This is a genomic window from Pseudomonas extremorientalis (assembly GCF_024584605.1).
GTDB classification, from domain to species: Bacteria; Pseudomonadota; Gammaproteobacteria; order Pseudomonadales; family Pseudomonadaceae; genus Aquipseudomonas; species Aquipseudomonas extremorientalis.
Genome location: NZ_CP089519.1, coordinates 2,606,767 through 2,627,125, shown reverse-complemented (window position 1 = coordinate 2,627,125; position 20,359 = coordinate 2,606,767). Strand labels below are relative to the sequence as shown.

Annotated in this window: 4 protein-coding genes; 1 reads left to right on the top strand and 3 read right to left on the bottom strand. The window is 63.4% G+C overall.

What is annotated here, in order from left to right:
- Nucleotides 1–5 precede the first annotated feature (5 nt).
- Nucleotides 6–7,787, bottom strand: a complete 7,782-nt coding sequence (locus LUU92_RS29345; RefSeq protein WP_306459261.1) for a non-ribosomal peptide synthetase — start codon at nucleotides 7,785–7,787, stop codon at nucleotides 6–8.
- Between the two features lie 3 nt (nucleotides 7,788–7,790).
- Nucleotides 7,791–18,725 carry a non-ribosomal peptide synthase/polyketide synthase gene (locus LUU92_RS11865; RefSeq protein ID WP_257103667.1) on the bottom strand — a complete coding sequence of 3,645 codons (10,935 nt, stop codon included), beginning with the start codon at nucleotides 18,723–18,725 and terminating at the stop codon, nucleotides 7,791–7,793.
- Nucleotides 18,726–18,851: 126 nt separating this feature from the next.
- Between LUU92_RS11865 and LUU92_RS11860 the strand changes: the two genes are divergently transcribed.
- Complete coding sequence (locus LUU92_RS11860; protein WP_257103666.1) at nucleotides 18,852–19,154, top strand: type II toxin-antitoxin system HicB family antitoxin; 303 nt, start codon at nucleotides 18,852–18,854, stop codon at nucleotides 19,152–19,154.
- Here the strand turns inward: LUU92_RS11860 and LUU92_RS11855 are convergent, their stop codons facing one another.
- Entirely contained in the window at nucleotides 19,155–20,327 is a 1,173-nt protein-coding gene (locus LUU92_RS11855) for an MFS transporter (protein ID WP_257103665.1), read from the bottom strand. It lies immediately after the preceding gene.
- Between the last annotated feature and the right edge of the window lie 32 nt (nucleotides 20,328–20,359).

Sequence of the window (20,359 nt, the reverse complement as noted above, 5' to 3'; positions counted from 1 at the left end):
GCCCCTCAGGAAATCAATTTATCCAAATCTTCTGCTGATAGACGTTTGAGGGCCTCCAAGGATTTAGCCAATGCGTCCTGCACCGGTGAATTATTTGTCTGTTGGGCCGCCACATAAGCAGTGAAATCGGCCAGTGTCGGGGTGGTGAAAATCGATTTCACGTCAAATTCGGCGTGCAATTGCTCACGCAGGCGCACCACCACCTGGGTGGCCAGCAGCGAATGCCCCCCCAGCTCAAAGAAGTTGTCGTGCAGGCCCACCCGGTCAACGTCCAGCACTTCGGCCCAGGTCGCGGCGATCTGTTGTTCCAGCTCGCTGTGCGGAGCCACGTATTCACGGGCTTGCAGATTGGCGTCGACCTTCGGCAGCGCCTTGCGGTCCAGCTTGCCATTGGGGCTCAGCGGCAGGTGTTCCAGCAGCACCCATTGGGCCGGGACCATGTAGTCCGGCAGCTGTTGCGCCAGGTGAGCGCTCAGCACATCGCGCCAATCGTCGCCGGCGTCTTGCAGCACCAGGTAACCCACCAGGTATTTACCGTCCACCGCCAGCACGGCGGTTTCGCGGACCCAGTCGTGTTCCAGTAGGCGCGCTTCGATTTCGCCCAGTTCGATGCGCAGGCCGCGCAGTTTGACTTGGTGGTCGATGCGCCCGGCGTATTCGATCACGCCGTCATCGCGGTAGCGCGCCAGGTCGCCGGTGCGGTACAGGCGTTCACCCTTGCTGAATGGATGGGCGATAAAACGTTCAGCGGTAAGTGCCGGACGGCGGTGATACCCACGGGCCAGGCCGATACCGCCCAGGTACAGCTCGCCGAGCACACCGACCGGCACCGGCTCGAAGTTGCTGTCGAGAATGTAGCAACCCAGGTTGGCAATCGGGCGGCCAATCGGCACTGCATCGCGGCCTTCATCGACGCAAGTCCAGTGGGTCACGTCGATGGCCGCTTCGGTCGGGCCGTACAGGTTGTAGAGCCCGGCCTGCGGCAGTTTGGCGAACACTTGCTGCTGCGCATCCACCGGCAAGGCTTCACCGCTGCACACGATGCGTTGCAGGCTTTGGCAGGTGGACACCGCCGGGTCCTGAAGGAACGCCTGCAACATCGACGGCACGAAGTGCAGCGTGGTGACATGTTGTTTATTGATCAGGTCGATCAACTTGGCTGGATCCCGATGATCACCCGGCGCTGCCACCACCAGGCGCGCACCGGTCATCAGCGGCCAGAAGAATTCCCACACCGACACGTCGAAGCTGAACGGAGTCTTTTGCAGCACCGTATCGCTGACGTCCAGGCCATAGGCTTCCTGCATCCAGTGCAGACGGTTGGCCAGTGCTGAATGCCGGTTGCCGGCGCCTTTGGGCTGGCCGGTGGAGCCCGAGGTGAAGATCACGTAGGCAAGGTTTTCGCCGTCCAGCGCGATGCCTGGGTTGGCGTCACTGTAGGTCGCGAATGCAGACTCGCCCAGCACCAGGGTTTCCAGCCCCTGGGGAATCGGCAACTGTTCACGGATATGTGCCTGGGTCAGCAGCAGTTTCACGCCGCTGTCTTCCAGCATGTAGGCCAGCCGCTCACGCGGGTATTCCGGGTCCAGCGGTACATAGGCACCACCGGCCTTGAGCACCGCGAGCAGGCCCACCACCATTTCGATGGAACGTTCTACCGCCAGGCCCACCAGCACGTCCGGGCCTACCCCGGCTTCGATCAGTCGATGGGCCAGGCGGTTGGCGCGACAATTCAGCTCGGCATAGCTCAAGCGCTGTCCGGCAAACACCAGCGCCGCGGCATCCGGCGTGCGCGCCACCTGCTCTTCGATCAGCTGATGCACGCCCTGCTGCAATGGGTAATCCCGCACCGTGGCGTTCCAATCCTGAAGCACCTGCTGACGTTCAGCCGTATCGAGCATCGCCAGGTCGCCCAGACGTTGCTGACCGCCCTCAAGCATGGCTTGCAGCAGATTGACCAGGTGACGCCCATAGGTGCGCACCGTGCTTGCATCGAAATGCGCACGCGCAAAGCTGAACTGCACCGACAACGCATCACCGACGTCCACCAGCACCGTCAGCGGGAAGTTGGTCTGTTCACGGGCGTCCGGCTGGCCAAAACGGATACCGCTGCCGCCGCTCTGTTCCAGGGCTTTGGACACCGGGTAGTTCTCGAACACCAGGATATTGTCGAACAGGGCTTCACCGCCCTGCCCGGCCCAACGCTGAATGTCGTACAGCCCGGTGTGCTCATGCTCGCGCAGGGCCAGGTTGCGGTCCTGTACCGCCTGCAACCAGGCCGCCACGCTCTGCTGGTCGTCCACAGCGCTGATCACCGGCAAGGTGTTGATGAACAGCCCGATCTGCTGCTCCACCCCCACAAGCTCCGCCGGGCGCCCGGCCACCGTGGCGCCGAAAGCCACCACCGACTGCCCGCTATGGCGCTGCAACAGGATCAGCCATGCGGCCTGGATAAGCGTGTTGAGCGTCACTTTGTTGTGGCGTGCAAAGGCCTCGAGACGTTCAGTCTGAGCGCAATCCAGGCTCAGTTGGTGCTCGCCGTGTCCGTCCGCCGCCAGCGGCTGGCTGCTGCCCAGGCGCGTAGGGGCTTGCAATGCACTCAACTGTTCGCGCCAGAAGGTTTCGGTCACAACGGCATCACGCTGCTGCAACCAGCCGATGTAGTCGCGATAGCGCCCTGCTTCTGGCGGCACCGCCACGCCGGCGTAGCGTTGCAGTACTTCACCGAACAGGCGCGAATTGCTCCAGCCGTCCATCAGGATGTGATGGTTCGTGTAGATCAGCTCATGGCGTTGCTCGTCGGTGCGTACCAGCACCAGGCGCACCAGCGGCGCGTTGGCCAGGTCAAAGCCCTGGCGGCGCTGGGCCTGCTGCAGGTTCTGCAATTCCAGTTCGCGCTCCGGCATGGCGCGCCAGTCAAGGTGTTCTATAGGTAGCCGGGCTTCGCGGTACACCACCTGGCACGGCCATTCCAGCTGGCCTTCCCAGAAGAAGCCGCTGCGCAACACGTCATGGGCTTGCACCGTGGCGTCCCAGGCCTGCTGGAACCGCGCCACGTCCAGGCCCTCGGCGGTCACGCGGATCTGGTTGATGTAGTCGCCGGCTGCTTGCTCGTAGAGGGTGTGGAACAGCATGCCCTGCTGCATGGGCGACAGGGTGTAGATGTCTTCGATGGCATCGGCGGCCAGCGGCAGGGATTCCAGCTGCGGCTGGGTGAGGCGCGACAACGGGAAGTCAGAGGCGGTCACGCCGTGGTTGCCAGGCGTGCAGCAATGCTCGACCAACGCGGTCAGTTCACGGGTAAAGGCCTGGCTCAAGACTTCGATCTGCGCCGGGTCGAACATCAACGGGCTGAAAGTCCAGCCCATGTGCAGTTCGCCGCCGTACACCTGGCCGTTCAAGGTCAACCAGTTGCCCAGCGGCGCCTCCGGGCTCTGCTCGGCACCGGCGCTTTCCCCCGCTGGTACGAACAAAGCGTCCGGCTGGTCAAAACTGCCGTCGATCTGCCCCAGATAGTTGAAGGTGATGCGCGGCAGCGGCAACTGGCTGAACGCCTGGCGCGTGGCGTCGTCGCCCAGGTAGCGCAGCGCACCGAAGCCCAGGCCCTTGTCCGGCACGGCGCGCAGTTGTTCCTTGATCTGTTTGATCGAGGTGGCCAGGGAATCGGCCGGGGTCAGGCGCACCGGGAACAGGCTGGTGAACCAGCCCAGGGTGCGGGTCAGGTCGATGTCGTCGAACAGGTCTTCGCGGCCATGGCCCTCCAGTTGGATCAGACTCGAGGACTGCCCAGTCCATTGGCAGATGACCCGTGCCAGGGCGGTCAGCAGCAGGTCGTTGATTTGCGTGCGATAGGCCGTGGGCGCCTGTTGCAGCAGTTGCCGGGTGCGCTCGGCATCCAGTTGGCTGACCACGGTCTGGGCCAGGCGCCCGGGACGTGCGCCCTGGGGATCGCGACAGGGCAAGTCGGTCGACACGCCTTGGAGCTGCTGCAGCCAGAAGGCTTTTTCCGGCTCGACCGCTTCGCTGCGGGCATGGGCCTGCAAACGCTCGGCCCAGGCTTTGAACGACGAAGTCTTGGCCGGCAAGCGCTGTTGACGATAAAGGCTTTGCAGATCTTCAAGGAATACGCGCCAGGACACGCCGTCCACCACCAGATGGTGCATGACCAGCAACAGGCGCTGGGAACCGTCGGCCATCTCGGCCAGTACTGCACGCAGCAGTTGGCCTTGTTGCAGGTCGAGGCTGCGCTGGGCGCGCTCGCACAGAGCTTGCAGTTCGGCGACGTCCTGCACGCTGGCCTGCCATAGCAGGGTGGCAGCGGGCGCGTCGTGGCGTGCGGTCCAGCCTTCAGCCTGCGGGGTGAAGCTCAGACGCAGCACATCGTGGTGCTGGGTGAGTGCCTGCAACGCCGTCTCCAGTGGGCCGGCAAGCAGCGGCTGGCGCGGCGTCAGCAGCAAGGACTGGTTCCAGTGATGGCGGTCCGGCAAGTCCATCTCGAAGAACAGTTGCTGGAACGGCAACAACGGCGTCGTGCCCTGCACCGGGCCCTGGTCGATCAGCTGCGCGGTCTGCAATTGCGCCACGCGAGCCAGGCTGCGCACCGTCTGGTGCTGGAACAGCGCCTTGGCGGTGAAATGGATACCGGCGGCACGGGCACGGCTGACCACCTGGATGGAGATGATCGAGTCACCACCGCGCTCAAAGAAATTGTCGTTCAAGCCGACTTGCTCGACGCCGAGCACCTCGGCCCAGATCGCTGCGATCTGCTGCTCCAGCGCACTCTGCGGCGCTTCGTAGTGCTGGGTGGCTTCGGGCTTGGGCAGGGCCTTGCGATCCAGCTTGCCATTGGGGCTCAGCGGCAGCTGTTCCAACAGCACCCATTGGGCCGGGATCATGTAGTCCGGCAGCTGTTGTGCCAGATGGGCGCTCAGCACATCGCGCCAATCGTCGCCGGCGTCTTGTAGCACCAGGTAACCCACCAGGTATTTACCGTCCACCGCCAGCACGGCGGTTTCGCGGACCCAGTCGTGTTCCAGTAGGCGCGCTTCGATTTCGCCCAGTTCGATGCGCAGGCCGCGCAGTTTGACTTGGTGGTCGATGCGCCCGGCGTATTCGATCACGCCGTCTTCGCGGTAGCGCGCCAGGTCGCCGGTGCGGTACAAGCGCTCGCCCTTGATGAACGGATGAGCGACAAAACGTTCAGCGGTAAGTGCCGGACGGCGGTGATACCCACGGGCCAGGCCGATACCGCCCAGGTACAGCTCGCCGAGCACACCGACCGGCACTGGTTCGAAGTTGCTGTCGAGGATGTAGCAACCCAGGTTGGCAATCGGGCGGCCAATCGGCACTGCATCGCGGCCTTCATCGACGCAAGTCCAATGGGTCACGTCGATGGCCGCTTCGGTCGGGCCGTACAGATTGTAGAGCCCGGCCTGCGGCAGTTTGGCGAACACTTGCTGCTGCGCATCCACCGGCAAGGCTTCACCGCTGCACACAATGCGATGCAAGGTGTGGCAGGTCGCGACTGTCGGGTCTTGCAGGAACGCCTGCAACATCGACGGCACAAAGTGCAGCGTGGTGACCTGCTCTTGATTGATCAGGTTGATCAGCCTGGCCGGATCGCGGTGATCCCCCGGCGCTGCCACCACCAGGCGCGCACCGGTCATCAGCGGCCAGAAGAATTCCCACACCGACACGTCGAAGCTGAACGGGGTCTTTTGCAGCACCGTATCGCTGACGTCCAGGCCATAGGCTTCCTGCATCCAGTGCAGACGGTTGGCCAGTGCTGAATGCCGGTTGCCGGCGCCTTTGGGCTGGCCGGTGGAGCCCGAGGTGTAGATCACGTAGGCAAGGTTTTCGCCGTCCAGCGCGATGCCTGGGTTGGCGTCGCTGTAGGCTTCAAAGGCCGACTCACCCAGCACAAGGGTTTCCAGCCCCTGGGGAATCGGCAACTGTTCACGGATATGTGCCTGGGTCAGCAGCAGTTTCACGCCGCTGTCTTCCAGCATGTAGGCCAGCCGCTCACGCGGGTATTCCGGATCCAGCGGTACATAGGCACCACCGGCCTTGAGCACCGCGAGCAAGCCCACCACCATTTCAATGGAGCGTTCTAGCGCCAGGCCCACCAGCACGTCCGGACCGACCCCGGCTTCGATCAGGCGATGGGCCAGGCGGTTGGCGCGGTGGTTCAATTCGGCATAACTCAGGGTGATGTCGTTGAAGCGCAACGCCGTTGCCTCGGGCGTGCGTGCAACCTGTTCCTCGATCAATTGATGCACGCAACGCTGCCGTGGGTAGTCGCGCGCGGTGGCGTTCCACTCGACGAGGATCTGTTCGCGCTCCCGGCTGTCGAGGGTCGCCAGGTCCTGCAATGGCAACGCGGGGTTTGCCACGGCGGCACGCAGCAGGCTCAGCCAGTGCTCGGCCATGCGCGCCACGGTGGCGGCACTGAACAGGTCGGTGGCGTAGGTCAGGGACGCCCAGATCCCGTCGCCGCTTTCCTGGGTGTCCAGGCTCAGGTCGAACTGGGCACTGTGGCTGTCCCAGTCCAGGTTGGCCACGCGCAGCCCGGGTAGCTGCCGTGCCACGGCCGGAGAATGGGCCTGGTGGTTGAACATCACCTGGAACAACGGGTTATGGCTCAGGCTGCGCTCCGGTTGCAGCGCTTCTACCAGCTGTTCGAAGGGCAAGTCCTGATGGGCCTGGGCTTCCAGCGCGCGGCGCTTGGTGTGTTGCAGCAATTGGGCAAAGCTCATCTGCCCATCCAGGTCGGCCTTGAGCACCTGGGTGTTGACGAAAAAGCCGATCAGCGATTCGGTCTCGACGCGGTTGCGGTTGGCGATCGGCACACCGACACGAATATCCGGCTGGCCGCTGTAGCGGAACAAAAAGGCCTGGAATGAGGCCAGCAGCAGCATGAACATCGTCACGCCTTCCCGCTGGGCCAGCGCCTTCAACCCGGCAACCAGCGCTGGTTCCAGCGCGATGTCCTGGCGCGCCCCGCGGAAGCTCTGTTGCGCCGGACGCGGCTGGTCGAACGGCAACTCCAGTACCGGTTGCGTGCCGCTGAGCAGCTCGCGCCAGTATTCCAGTTGCCGGGCCTTCTCCCCCGCTTCCATCCAACTGCGCTGCCACAGGGCATAGTCGGCGTACTGGATCGGCAACGGCGCCAACGCGCAGTCCTGGCCTTGGCTGTAGGCGGCATAGAGCTGCATCAGCTCCTGCACCATCACGCCCATCGACCAGCCATCGGAGACGATATGGTGCTGCACCAGCACCAGCACGTGCTCCTCTTCACTCACGGCGAGCAAGCTGACCCGCAGCAACGGGCCGTGCTGCAGATCGAACGGACGGGCAATCTCGGCCTCGACCCATGCCTTGAGCTGTGTTTCGTCGACGGCATGCTCGGCGATCTCGATCACCCCGTGCTCCAGCACTTCCTGGGCACGCTGCTCACCGTCCAGGTGCAGGCGCGTGCGCAGGCTCGCGTGGCGGGCCACCAGCGTGTCGAAACTGCGTTGCAGGGCGGCCTTGTCCAGCCGGCCGCTCAGGCGCAGGGCGCCGGGGACGTGATAGGCGTCGCTGTCCGGGTCCAACTGCCAGAGAAACCACTGGCGTTCCTGGGCGTAGGACAGCGGCAGGTGTTGGCCGTCCTCGCGGATCGACGCAATCGGTAGCTGGGCGAAGCTCATGCCCCGGCTTTGCAGGCGCTGGTAAAACTGCTGACGCTGTTCCAGAGGCAGACGAAGAAAGCGCGAAACCAGATCGATATTAGGGTTGGAAAGCATGGGTCAAATCGCCTCTAGTTCGCTCAAAAAGTCACGAAGATCATCAAAGTCTTGCGCGCTGCCGGCGCGGAAGGTGGCGGCGGCCTGCACGTAGGCACGCAGCGTTTCGGTCTGGAACACTTCCACCAGCGGCACTTCCAGGCCCAGTTCGGCCTGGACCCGCGAGGTGATCTGGATCGCCAGCAGGGAATGGCCGCCCACTTCAAAGAAGTTGTCGTTCAGACCCACTTGCGGCAGACGCAGGACATCGGCCCAGATCGCGGCGATCTGTTGTTCCAGCTCGGTTTCGGGAGCCACATAGGCCTGTTGCAGCAGGCTCGCATCCGGCTCGGGCAGGCCCTTGCGGTCGAGCTTGCCATTGGGGGTCAGCGGCATTTGCGCCAGGAACATGAAATGCGTCGGCACCATGTAGTCCGGCAGACGGGTTTTCAGGGCGCGGCGCAGGGTGTCGCGCAACTCGGTTTCGTTGATCAGGCTGCCGTCTGCGGGCACTACGTAAGCCACCAACTGCTTGCCGGTCGGGCCTTCCTGGGCGACCACCACGGTTTCACCGACGTTGTCCTGCTCACGCAGACGCGCTTCGATTTCGCCCAGCTCAATGCGGAAACCACGGATTTTCACCTGATGGTCGACACGCCCCAGGTAGTCCACCACACCATCCGGGCGGCCACGGGTCAGGTCACCACTGCGATACACACGGCTGCCGGGCTTGCCGAACGGGTCCGGCACAAAGCGTTCGGCAGTCAGCGCCGGGCGCTCCAGATACCCACGGGCCACGCCCTCCCCGCCCAGATACAGCTCACCGGCCACACCGATGGGTTGCAGGTTGAGTTGCGCATCCAGCACGTAGCCGCTGCGATTACCCAACAGTGTGCCGATGGGGGCGTAGACCGCGCCGCATGGATCGCCCTTGCGGGCTTTCCACAGCAGTGGCGTGACCACGGTTTCGGTCGGGCCGTAGCCGTTGAACAGATAGGTCGGCTTGAGTGCGCGCCAGGCCAGGTCGTAGCTGGCTTGCGCTACTGCATCACCGCCGAAGCAATACACCCGCACCTTCGGCGGGTTGCCGTCACGCTCGGCATGCTCGGCCAACTGTTGCAGGTACACCGGCGGGAACACCGCCATGGTCACGTTGTGGCGATGCATTTGCTGGTAGGTGTATTCCGGCAGCCACAGGCTGTCATCGCGGATCAACACACTGGCGCCGTTGATCAGCGGGTGCATCCAGCCTTCGTGGGAGCCGTCGAAGGCGAACGACATGAAGTGCAGTTCGCAGTCGGCGGGCGAGGTTTCATAACGCTCGCCGGTGGCGATGATATGGGCTACCAGTGGACCGTGAGATACCGCCACGCCCTTGGGCAGACCCGTGGAACCGGATGTATAGATCACATAGGCGAGGTTGTCGCCGTCCAGTTTCACATCAGGCGCCGTGTCGCTGTAACCGGACCATTCCTCGGTGCGATCAATCGCCAGGCTGTCCAGGCCATCTGGAATCGGCAGTTGCTGCAAGGCACTGCTGTGGCTCAGCAGCAACTTCGCACGGCTGTCCTGCATCATGTACAGCAGGCGATCACGCGGGTATTCGATATCCAGCGGCACGTAGACGCCACCGGCCTTCATCACCGCCAGGAACGCCACCATGATTTCGGCACTGCGCGACATGGCAATCGCCACCCGCACTTCCGGGCCGACGCCACGGGCGATCAGCGCATGGGCCAAACGGTTGGCCTGGCGATTCAATTCACCGTAACTCAGGGTTTGCGTGTCGAACTTCACGGCTATTGCATCCGGGTTTTCCCGGGCGCGGTCAGCAACCCGTTCGTGAACCAGGCGCTCGGCCGAAAAGCCGGCGTCGGTCTGGTTCCACAGCCGAAGGATGTGTTGTTGTTCATCCTCACCCAGCAAGTTGAGTTGGCTGATGGGCTGCTGTTGATCGGCGACCATCGCCTGCAACAGGTTCTGCCAATGGCAGGCCATGCGTTCGATGGTCGACGCTTCGAACAGGTCAGTGGCATAACTGAACGACGCACCCAGTTGGTTCCGGGACTCCTCGATATCCAGGGTCAGGTCGAAATGCGCGGCCGTTTCATCCCAGCTCACCGGGCTTATGTCCAGCTGTGCAAGGCGCTGCAAATGCTGGCCGGACAGGCTGATATGGTGGTTGAACGCCACCTGGAACAATGGGCTCAAGCTCAGGCTGCGCTCAGGTTGCAGGGCCTCGACCAGTTGCTCGAACGGCAGGTCCTGATGGGCCTGGGCTTGCAGCGCACGCTGTTTGACCTGGACCAGGAGTTGGCTGACGGTGGTCTGTCCGTCGATGTCGGCCTTGAGTACCTGGGTGTTGACGAAAAAGCCGATGAGTCGTTCGGTCTCTACGCGGTTACGGTTGGCAATTGGCACGCCCACGCGGATGTCCTGCTGACCGCTGTAGCGATGCAACAATGCCTGGTAGGAGGCCAGCAACAGCATGAACAGGGTCACACCTTCGCGCTGGGCCAAGGCCTTGAGGCTGTCGATAAGCGGGGACGGCAGCGCGATATTCAGGCGCGCGCCACGGTGGGTCGGCACTGCCGGGCGCTGATGGTCGAATGGCAGCTCCAGCACCGGTTGCTCGCCACCCAGCACTTCACGCCAGTAATCGAGTTGGCGGGTTTTCTCGCCAGCTTCCATCCAGCTGCGCTGCCACAGTGCGTAATCGACGTACTGGATCGGCAGCGCCGGCAGTTGCAGACCTTCGCCCCGGCTGTAGGCGGCATAGAACTGGACTAGTTCATCGACCATCACCTGCATCGACCAGCCATCGGAAATAATGTGGTGCTGCACCAGTACCAACACATAGTCATCTGGCGCCAGACGCAACAGGCTGACACGCACAAGCGGGCCCTGGCGCAGGTCGAACGGCTGGGTGATGCACGCTTCTACCTGGGCTTTCAGACTCGCTTCATGGGTGTCCACCAAGGCGAGCTCGATGCTTGTCGGCGGGCTGATCACTTGCACGGTGCGGCCGGCATCTTGCTGCAAGTGGGTACGCAAGCTTTCGTGGCGCACCACCAGCGCATCGAAGGCGCGCTGCAAGGCGCCACGGTCGAGCTGACCTTTCAGGCGCAACGCGCGGGGTACATGGTAGGCCGCACTGCGGGGGTCCAGTTGCCAAAGGAACCATTGGCGTTCCTGTGCATAGGACAGTCCCAGCGGCTGCTTACGTTCGACGCGTTCGATGCGGCTGTTTTCAACGTGTGCCTGGGTCAGGCAGCGGACAAAATGGCTCAGCACTGGCTGGTCGAACAGGGCTTTCAAGCCCACATCAAGGCCCAGGCCATGACGGATGCGCGAAACGGCTTGGGTAGCCATCAGCGAATGCCCGCCACGTTCGAAGAAGTGGTCATTGAGGCCGACTCGTTCGACACCGAGTACTTCGGCCCAGATCGCAGCGACCTGTTGCTCCCGCTCGGTCTGTGGCGCGACGAACTCCCCACCCACTGTCTCGGGCTTTGGCAGGGCCTTGCGGTCCAGCTTGCCATTGGGGCTCAGGGGCATCTGTTCCAACAGCATCCACTGGGCCGGGACCATGTAGTCCGGCAGCTGTTGTGCCAGATGGGCGCTCAGCACATCGCGCCAATCGTCGCCGGCGTCTTGCAGCACCAGGTAGCCCACCAGGTATTTACCGTCCACCGCCAGCACGGCGGTTTCGCGGACCCACTCGTGTTCCAGCAGGCGCGCTTCGATTTCACCCAGTTCAATACGCAGGCCGCGCAACTTGACCTGATGGTCGATGCGCCCGGCGTATTCGATCACGCCGTCATCGCGGTAGCGCGCCAGGTCGCCGGTGCGGTACAAGCGCTCGCCCTTGATGAACGGATGAGCGACAAAACGTTCGGCGGTAAGTGCCGGACGGCGGTGATACCCACGGGCCAGGCCGATACCGCCCAGGTACAGCTCGCCGAGCACACCGACCGGCACTGGTTCGAAGTTGCTGTCGAGGATGTAGCAACCCAGGTTGGCAATCGGGCGGCCAATCGGCACTGCATCGCGACCTTCATCGACGCAAGTCCAATGGGTCACGTCGATAGCCGCTTCGGTCGGACCGTACAGGTTGAAGAGCCCGGCTTGGGGCAACTTGGCGAAGACTTGCTGCAGGGCATCCACCGGCAACGCCTCGCCGCTGCAAACGATGCGTTGCAGGCTTTGGCAGGTGGACACATCAGGATCCTGAAGGAACGCCTGCAACATCGACGGCACAAAGTGCAGCGTGGTGACCTGCTCTTGATTGATCAGGTTGATCAGCCTGGCCGGATCGCGGTGATCCCCCGGCGCTGCCACCACCAGGCGCGCGCCGGTCATCAGCGGCCAGAAGAATTCCCACACCGATACGTCGAAGCTGAACGGAGTCTTTTGCAGCACCGTATCGCTGACGTCCAGGCCATAGGCTTCCTGCATCCAGTGCAGACGGTTGGCCAGTGCTGAATGCCGGTTGCCGGCGCCTTTGGGCTGGCCGGTGGAGCCCGAGGTGTAGATCACGTAGGCAAGGTTTTCGCCGTCCAGCGCGATGCCTGGGTTGGCGTCGCTGTAGGCTTCAAAGGCCGACTCACCCAGCACAAGGGTTTCCAGCCCTTGAGGGATCGGCAACTGTTTACGCAAATGCGCCTGGGTCAGCAGCAGCTTCACGCCGCTGTCTTCCAGCATGTAGGCCAGCCGCTCACGCGGGTATTCCGGATCCAGCGGTACATAGGCACCACCGGCCTTGAGCACCGCGAGCAAGCCCACCACCATTTCGATGGAACGTTCTACCGCCAGGCCCACCAGCACGTCCGGACCGACCCCGGCTTCGATCAGTCGATGGGCCAGGCGGTTGGCGCGGTGGTTCAATTCGGCATAACTCAGGGTGATGTCGTTGAAGCGCAACGCCGTTGCCTCGGGCGTGCGTGCAACCTGTTCCTCGATCAATTGATGCACGCAACGCTGCCGTGGGTAGTCACGTGCAGTGGTGTTCCACTCCTCCACCACCTGTCGGCGCACAGCGCCCGTCAGCGACGGCAACTCGCCCACACGCCGAGGCGTGGAACTGGCCAAGCTGTTGAGCAGGTGCTGGAAAGACTCGGCCAACTGCTGAATCTCGGCGTCGCCGAACGCCTGCACATCAAAGCTGAACTCGAACTCCAGAGCTGCCCCGGCGCCTAGCAGCACCGTCAGCGGATAGTGGGTCTGCTCGACGTTCTGCACACCGCTGAAGGTCAGTCCAGCCGGGGCGCCTTCGGCCAACGCTGCGGACACCGGATAGTTTTCAAACACCAGCAGCGTGTCGAACAACGCCGCGCCGCTCGTACCCGCCCAGCGCTGGATATCGAACAACGGCGTATGTTCGTGTTCACGCAGGCTGAGATTCAGTGTCTGCAGTTGCTGCAACCATTCCCCTACCCACAACATCGGACTCGGGTTGGCGATAACCGGCAAGGTGTTGATAAACAGGCCGACCTGCTGCTCCACCCCCGTTAACCCTGCTGGCCGACCGGACACCGTGGCGCCAAACACTACGGTGTCCTGGCCGGTCTGGCGTTGCAGCAACAACAACCAGGCGGCCTGCACAAGGGTGTTCAGGGTGACTTTTTGGGTCTGGGCAAAAGCCTTGAGTTGGGTAGTTTGTGCGATGCTCAGGGCCAGTGTGTGCCTGCCTTTGGCGGACGACGGATCAGACGCAGCGCCCCGCGCCAGGCGCGTTGGTTGCTGCAACGCAGTCAACTGGTCCTTCCAGAAGGCTTCGCTGGCAGCCGGGTCCTGAGCCTGCAACCAACCGATATAGTCACGGTAATGCCCTTGCAGCGCCGGAAGTGGTCGGCCGGCGTAGCACTGCAAGACCTCGCCGAATAATTGCGCACGGCTCCAGCCATCCAGAAGAATATGATGATTGGTGTAGATCAGATGAAAGCGATCGGTATCGGTGCGCACCAGTTTCAGACTCAGCAGCGGTGGCTGCTCCAGTACAAAACCTTGCGCCCGCGTCGACTCGCTCAACGCGTCCAGCGCGGCCTCCTTATCCGGCCGTGCCTGCCAGTCGTATTCAGCGAACGGCAAGCACGCTGCGCGATACACCGCTTGTAACGGCTGCGCCAGGTCCTGTTGCCAGACAAACCCGGTGCGCAGCATGTCATGTCGCGCCAGCACCTGCTTCCAGGCGAGCTGGAACCGAGGTACGTCGAGGCCGTGGATGTCAGCGCGCAACTGACTGACGTAGATATCGTCCCGGCCCTGCTGGTAAAGGCTGTGGAATAGCATGCCCTGTTGCATCGGCGACAGCGGATACAGGTCCTGTACCTCTCGCGATGGGAGTGCCAGACCATCCAGCTGTTCTTGGTTCAGCTGCGCCAGGGTCACATCGGCCGGGGTGAACGCACCGTGTTGCGGGTCCACGCAATGTGCGATCAGCGCCAGCAGCTCACGCCGGTAATCGTCCACCAGCCCCTGAATGGTCTCGGCCTTGTACATCTCACGACTGAACCCCCACCGCAGGGCCAATTCACCGCCGTACACCTGCCCTTCCACCGTCAGCCAGTTGACCAGCGGTGCCTCGGGGTCCTGGGCCTGACCACTGCCCTGGTCAGCCGGAACGAACAGCGCTGCCTCGTTGAACTGGCGATCGAACTGCCCCAGGTAGTTGAAGGTGATGCGCGGCACAGCCTGTTTTGACAAGGCTTCACGCGCACCAGCTGCGCCGAGGTAACGCAGCAGGCCATAGCCGATACCTTTATGCGGCACCGCACGCAGTTGCTCCTTCACCGACTTGATCGCCGCCGACAGCTCGCCGCCGGCCTGCAGGCGCACCGGGAACAGGCTGGTGAACCAGCCCACGGTGCGGCTCAGGTCGAGCGTGTCGAACAGGTCTTCGCGACCATGGCCTTCCATTTGGATCAGCGCGGCGGGCTGCTCGCTCCAGCGGCTGATGACGCGCGCCAAGGCGGTCAGCAGCAGTTCGTTAACCTGGGTGCGATAGGTCGCCGGGGCGTCTTGCAGCAGTTGACGGGTGTGTTCGGCGCTGAGGCGGATTTCGAGTGTGGTGCCCAGGCGGTTTTGCAGGCCGCCCAGGGGGTTATCGCAAGGCAGATCGGCGCTCGCGGTTTGGGCCTGCCAGTACGGCAGTTGCTCGTCCAGCGTCTGCGCGTGGGCCTGTAACTGCTGCGCCCACTGCTGGTAGGCGCTGGTCTTGGCCGGCAGCGCGGCGTTGCGATAGGCCTGCTGCAGGTCTTCGAGCAGGATGCGCCACGATACGCCGTCCACTGCCAGGTGATGCACCACCAGCAACAGGCGTTGGGTGCCGTCGGCCATGATCGCCAGGACGGCGCGCAGCAGCGGACCCTGTTCAAGATCAAGGCTGCGTTGAGCTTCATCGCACAATGCGGCCAACTCAGCCTCGCCGGCGACCTGGGCCTGCCACAACGAAGCGTTGGCAACCGGCTCGGCATGAGCCTGCCGCCAACCATCCGCCTGCTGCACAAAACGCAGACGCAGGACATCGTGGTGGTTGATCAAGCGAGTCAAGGCGGCCTCAAGGCGCATGGGCTCCAGCGCCTCACGCGGAGTCAGCAGCAACGACTGGTTCCAGTGCTGGCGTGCCGGGATCGCCTGTTCGAAAAAGCTGTGTTGCACCGGTGTGAGGAGCACATCCCCGGTGACCGGCCCCTGGTCGACGAGCGTCGCCTGTTCGAAGGTCGCCACCCGCGCCAGGCTGCGCACGCTCTGGTACTGGAACAGGTCCCGCGGGCTCAGGCGAATGCCCGCCTGGCGCGCACGGCTGACCACCTGGATGGAGATGATCGAATCGCCACCCAGTTCGAAGAAGTTGTCTTCCAGGCCGACATGCTCCACGCCGAGCACATCGCTCCAGATTGCCGCGAGGGCTTTTTGCACCTCGCTTTCCGGGGCGACATAAGCCTGCTGGGGCGCAGCATCCGGCAATGGCAAGGCCTTGCGGTCGAGCTTGCCGTTGGCGGTCACCGGCAGCTTGGCCAGGGGCACCAGATGGGTCGGCACCATGTATTCCGGGAGGCTTTCGAGCAGCCAGGCCTTGAGGTCGACCGGCGTTTCGTCGGCCAGCACCAGGTAGGCCACCAGTTGCTTGCCACCCTGCACCAGCACCACCGCTTCGCGCACCGAGGGGTGTTGCATCAGGCGCGTCTCGATTTCGCCCAGCTCGATACGCAGGCCGCGCAGCTTGACCTGATGATCAAGGCGGCCGAGGTATTCGATCACCCCATCGGCGCGCTGGCGCACGCGGTCGCCGGTGCGATACAGGCGCACACCGTCACCGAACGGGCTCGGCACAAAACGCTCGGCAGTCAGTGCCGGGCGCCGGTGGTAACTGCGCGCCAGGCCGGCGCCGCCCAGGTACAGCTCACCGCTGACGCCCGCAGGCACCGGGTTGAGCTGGGCATCGAGCACGTACGTAGCGAGGTTGGCGATGGGTCGACCGATGGGCACGCTGTCGGCGCCTTCGTCGACGCAGGTCCAGTGGGTCACGTCGATGGCAGCTTCGGTCGGGCCGTAGAGGTTGAACAGGCTGGCCTGTGGCAATTTGGCGAACACTTGCAACTGCGCATCCAGCGGCAAGGCTTCACCGCTGCACACGATGCGTCGCAGGCTGTTGCAGGCGTGCACCCCCGGCTCATGAATAAATGCCTGGAGCATCGATGGCACGAAGTGCAAGGTGGTGATGCAGTGCTGCCCGATGGTCTCGATCAAGCGCGCCGGTTCGCGGTGTTCGCCGGGCGCGGCGACAACCAGGCGCGCGCCGGTCATCAGCGGCCAGAAGAACTCCCACACCGACACGTCGAAACTGAACGGGGTTTTCTGCAGCACCGCATCGCTGGCGTCCAGGCCATAGGCCTGTTGCATCCAGCACAGGCGGTTGACCAGCGCACGATGGCTGTTGCCGGCGCCCTTGGGCTTGCCGGTGGAGCCGGAGGTGTAGATCACATAGGCCAGGTTCAGCGCCTGCAGGTCGACGCTTGGCGACTGGCGGCTGTAAACGTCGAGCCAGCTCGCGGGCTGGTCCAGGGCAATCACCTGGATGCCCTCGGTCGGCAGCAATGGCAACAGGTCGCGCTGGCTGAGCAGCAACTGGATGCCGCTGTCGTCGATCATGTAGGCCAGGCGTTCCCGGGGGTATTCAGGGTCCAGCGGGACATAGGCGCCGCCGGCCTTGAGAATGGCGAGCAAGCCGACCACCATTTCGATGGAGCGCTCGACGCAGATCCCCACCAGCGTGTCAGGGCCGACGCCTTGCTCGCGCAAGGCGTGAGCCAGCTGGTTGGCGCGGGTGTCGAGCTGGGCGTAGGTCAGCGTGGTTGCACCGAACACCAGCGCCGGTGCATCGGGCGTGATGCGGACCTGGTCCTCGATCAGGTGATGAATGCCGCGCTCGGTCGGGTACGCCTCGGCAGTCTGGTTCCATGCGTGGACCAGCACCTGCTGCTCATCCGCGACCAACATCGGCAGTTCGCCGATGCGCTGCTCACCGTCGGCCACCATGGCCTGCAACAGGCTGAGCCAATGCCCGGCCATGCGCTCGATGGTTGGCGCGTCGAACAGGTCGTTGGCGTAGGTCAACGCGGCATGCAGGGTGCCGGATTTTTCATAGGTGTCGAGGGTCAGGTCGAACTGGGTGGTGCGGCCTTGCCACTCCACCAATGCCAGTTCCAGGCCGGAGGCGGTGCTGACACTGGTAATGTCGGCCACCACCGGCTGGTGGTTGTACATCACCTGAAACAGCGGCGTGTGGCTCAGGCTGCGCTCGACCTTGAGGGCTTCCACCAGGCGCTCGAACGGCAACTCCTGATGGGCCTGGGCGCCCAGGGCGTGCTCCTTGATGCTTTGCAGCAACTCGGTGATGCGGGTTTGCCCGGTCAGCTCGGTGCGCAGCACCTGGGTGTTGACGAAGAAACCGATCAACCCTTCGACTTCAGTGCGGTTGCGGTTGGCGATCGGCACGCCGACGCGGATATCGTGCTGCCCGGTGTAGCGATGCAGCAACACGTTGAAAGCACCGAGCAACAGCATGAACAGGGTGACGTTGTGTTTTTGCGCGCAGCCGCGCAGTTGCATGGCCAGCGCAGGCTCAATCGCGAAATTGTGGCGTGTGCCCTGGTAGCTCGGCATCGCCGGACGCGGGCGGTCGGTGGGCAGCTCCAGCACCGGGTGCTCATCGCCCAGGCGCGCTTGCCAGTAATCCAGTTGCCGCGCCTGCTCCCCCGCTTCCAGCCAGCGGCGCTGCCACAGGGCGTAATCGCTGTACTGGATCGGCAAGGCCGGCAGTTGCGGGGTTTCGTTGCGCTCGTGGGCGTCGTAGCAGCGGATGAACTCGTCGATCAGCACATTCATCGACCAGCCATCGGAGACGATGTGGTGCAGGGTCAGCAGCAGCACGTGTTCCTGCGCGTCGAGCTTGAGCAATTGCACGCGCAGCAGCGGACCGTTTTCCAGGTCGAAGGGCAACAGCGATTGGCGGGTCGCGGCCTTGTTGACGGCCTGTTCGCGCGCGGGGGCGTCCAAGTGGCTAAAGTCGAGTTGCTCGACGGTCAACGGCGTGTCCGCCGGCACTTGCAACAGGCGCTCGTCTGCCTGGCGCTGGAACGCTGTGCGCAGGGTTTCGTGGCGCGCGACCAGGCTGGCGAACGCCTGCTCCAGCGCGCAGAGGCTCAACGCCCCTTTGAGTCGCACTGCACCCGGCAGGTTGTAGGCGCCGCTGGCCGGGTCCAATTGCCAGAGAAACCACATGCGCTGCTGCGCGTAGGACAGTGCCTGACGATCCTGCGCCTCCACCCCTGCCGGAATCGGAAACCGGGAAAAATCCACGCCTTCTTTCTGCAAGGCCTGCAGGAACAATTGGCGCTTTTCCAGGGGCAACCCGATAAACCGGCGAGCAAGTTTCAAGGAGTCTTCAGCATTCATTTCTTGGAGTCCGGAGCAATAGGCAGGAAGCACAAAGGCACGTCGTCCCTATAAAACGAACCGGAGAGGGAAAAATTAGCGGGGGGATGGCAGGCGCGGGGCACGGTGTCATCAGGGGTTACATCAGTGAACAACCAACTGAAACACAAAGGCTACATCGGCTCCATCGAAGCCAGCCTCGAAGACAACTGCCTGTTCGGCAAGGTCTTGTTCATCAAGGCGCTAGTGAGCTACGAAGGGAAAACCACCTGCCAGACCCTGGGGCATGCACCAGAGAAACCTTGCAAAGGTTCCTTCAATGTCCGAGCCGGCCATGACATGCACCTGGCGGCGACCCGTAAAAAGGTGACACTCAATGACCTGACCCGCCAGGCGTTGAACGAGTTTCTGCAGCATCACGGCACAGACGCCTGCCCCGCGATCGGCTGATCACCCCAGGCGCCGATACCCCAACACCGCAGCCCCCAACACCACTACTCCCGCCGCCAGCGCCACCCGGAACCCGCTGGTGGCGCCAAAGTGGTCGATCATCCACCCGGAGCTGGCCGCGCCGATGGCCACGCCGATGCTGAGGCCGGTGATCAGCCAGGTCATGCCCTCGGTCAATCGACTGGCGGGCACGACCTGTTCCACCAGGGCCATGGACACAATGAGGGTGGGGGCAAAGAACAGCCCGGAGACAAAGACCGCCACCGCCAGCCCCGCAATGTTGGTCACCAGCAGTAAAGGCAAGGTGGTCAACGCCGTGGCGATGCCGCACAACAGAAACTGCCGGGGCAGCGGCGCCTTCAGCTTGAGGGTGCCGAACACCAGTCCCGCCAGGCACGAACCGATGGCGTAGACCGACAGTACGATGCTCGCAGCAGCCGGCTGGCCCTGATGCTGGGCAAAGGCGACGCTGACCACATCCACCACGCCGACGATCACGCCCATGGCCAACAGCAGGATCATCAGGATCAGCACCGAAGGCGACGCGACCAGCCAGCGGCCGTGATGGCCTTGATGCGCGTGCACCGGTGGCTCGGTCTCGCGCTGCAACACAAAGGTGGTGACGCCCACCGCCAGCAACAACGCGGCCACCAGAGGCCCGGCTTCCGGGAACAGCACCACGCACAAACCTACCGAGATCGGCGGGCCGATGATGAAGCACACCTCATCCAGCACCGACTCCAGGGCAAACGCAGTCTGCAGCTTGGGTTGGCCCCGGTACAACTCGGTCCAGCGCGCCCGCACCATGGCCGACATGTTAGGCATGCAACCGGCCAGGGCGGCGAACAGGAACAACGTCCAGTTCGGTGCCTGCAAGCGAGTGCACAGCAGCAACATCAGCAACGCCCCGCCACCGATCAACGCGGCAATCGGCAACACCCGCCCTTGGCTGTAGCGATCCACCAGCCTGGATACCTGCGGCGCGCAAAACGCCGTGGCCAGGGCAAATACCGCTGCCACCGAGCCCGCCAGTCCGTAACCGCCGTGCACCTGCGAGAGCATGGTGATCAAGCCGATCCCCGTCATCGACACCGGCATGCGCGCCAGCATCCCCGCCAGTACAAAAGCCCGGGCGCCAGGGACCTGGAACAATTCGGCGTAAGGGTTTGCCATGGCTCAGAAACCTTCTGTCCTTAAGGTGCGCA

Coding starts and splice junctions, on each gene's coding strand:
- LUU92_RS11865 (WP_257103667.1), bottom strand. CDS start 18,725: ATGAATGCTGAAGACTCCTTGAAACTTGCTCGCCGGTTTATCGGGTTG.
- LUU92_RS29345 (WP_306459261.1), bottom strand. CDS start 7,787: ATGCTTTCCAACCCTAATATCGATCTGGTTTCGCGCTTTCTTCGTCTG.
- LUU92_RS11855 (WP_257103665.1), bottom strand. CDS start 20,327: ATGGCAAACCCTTACGCCGAATTGTTCCAGGTCCCTGGCGCCCGGGCT.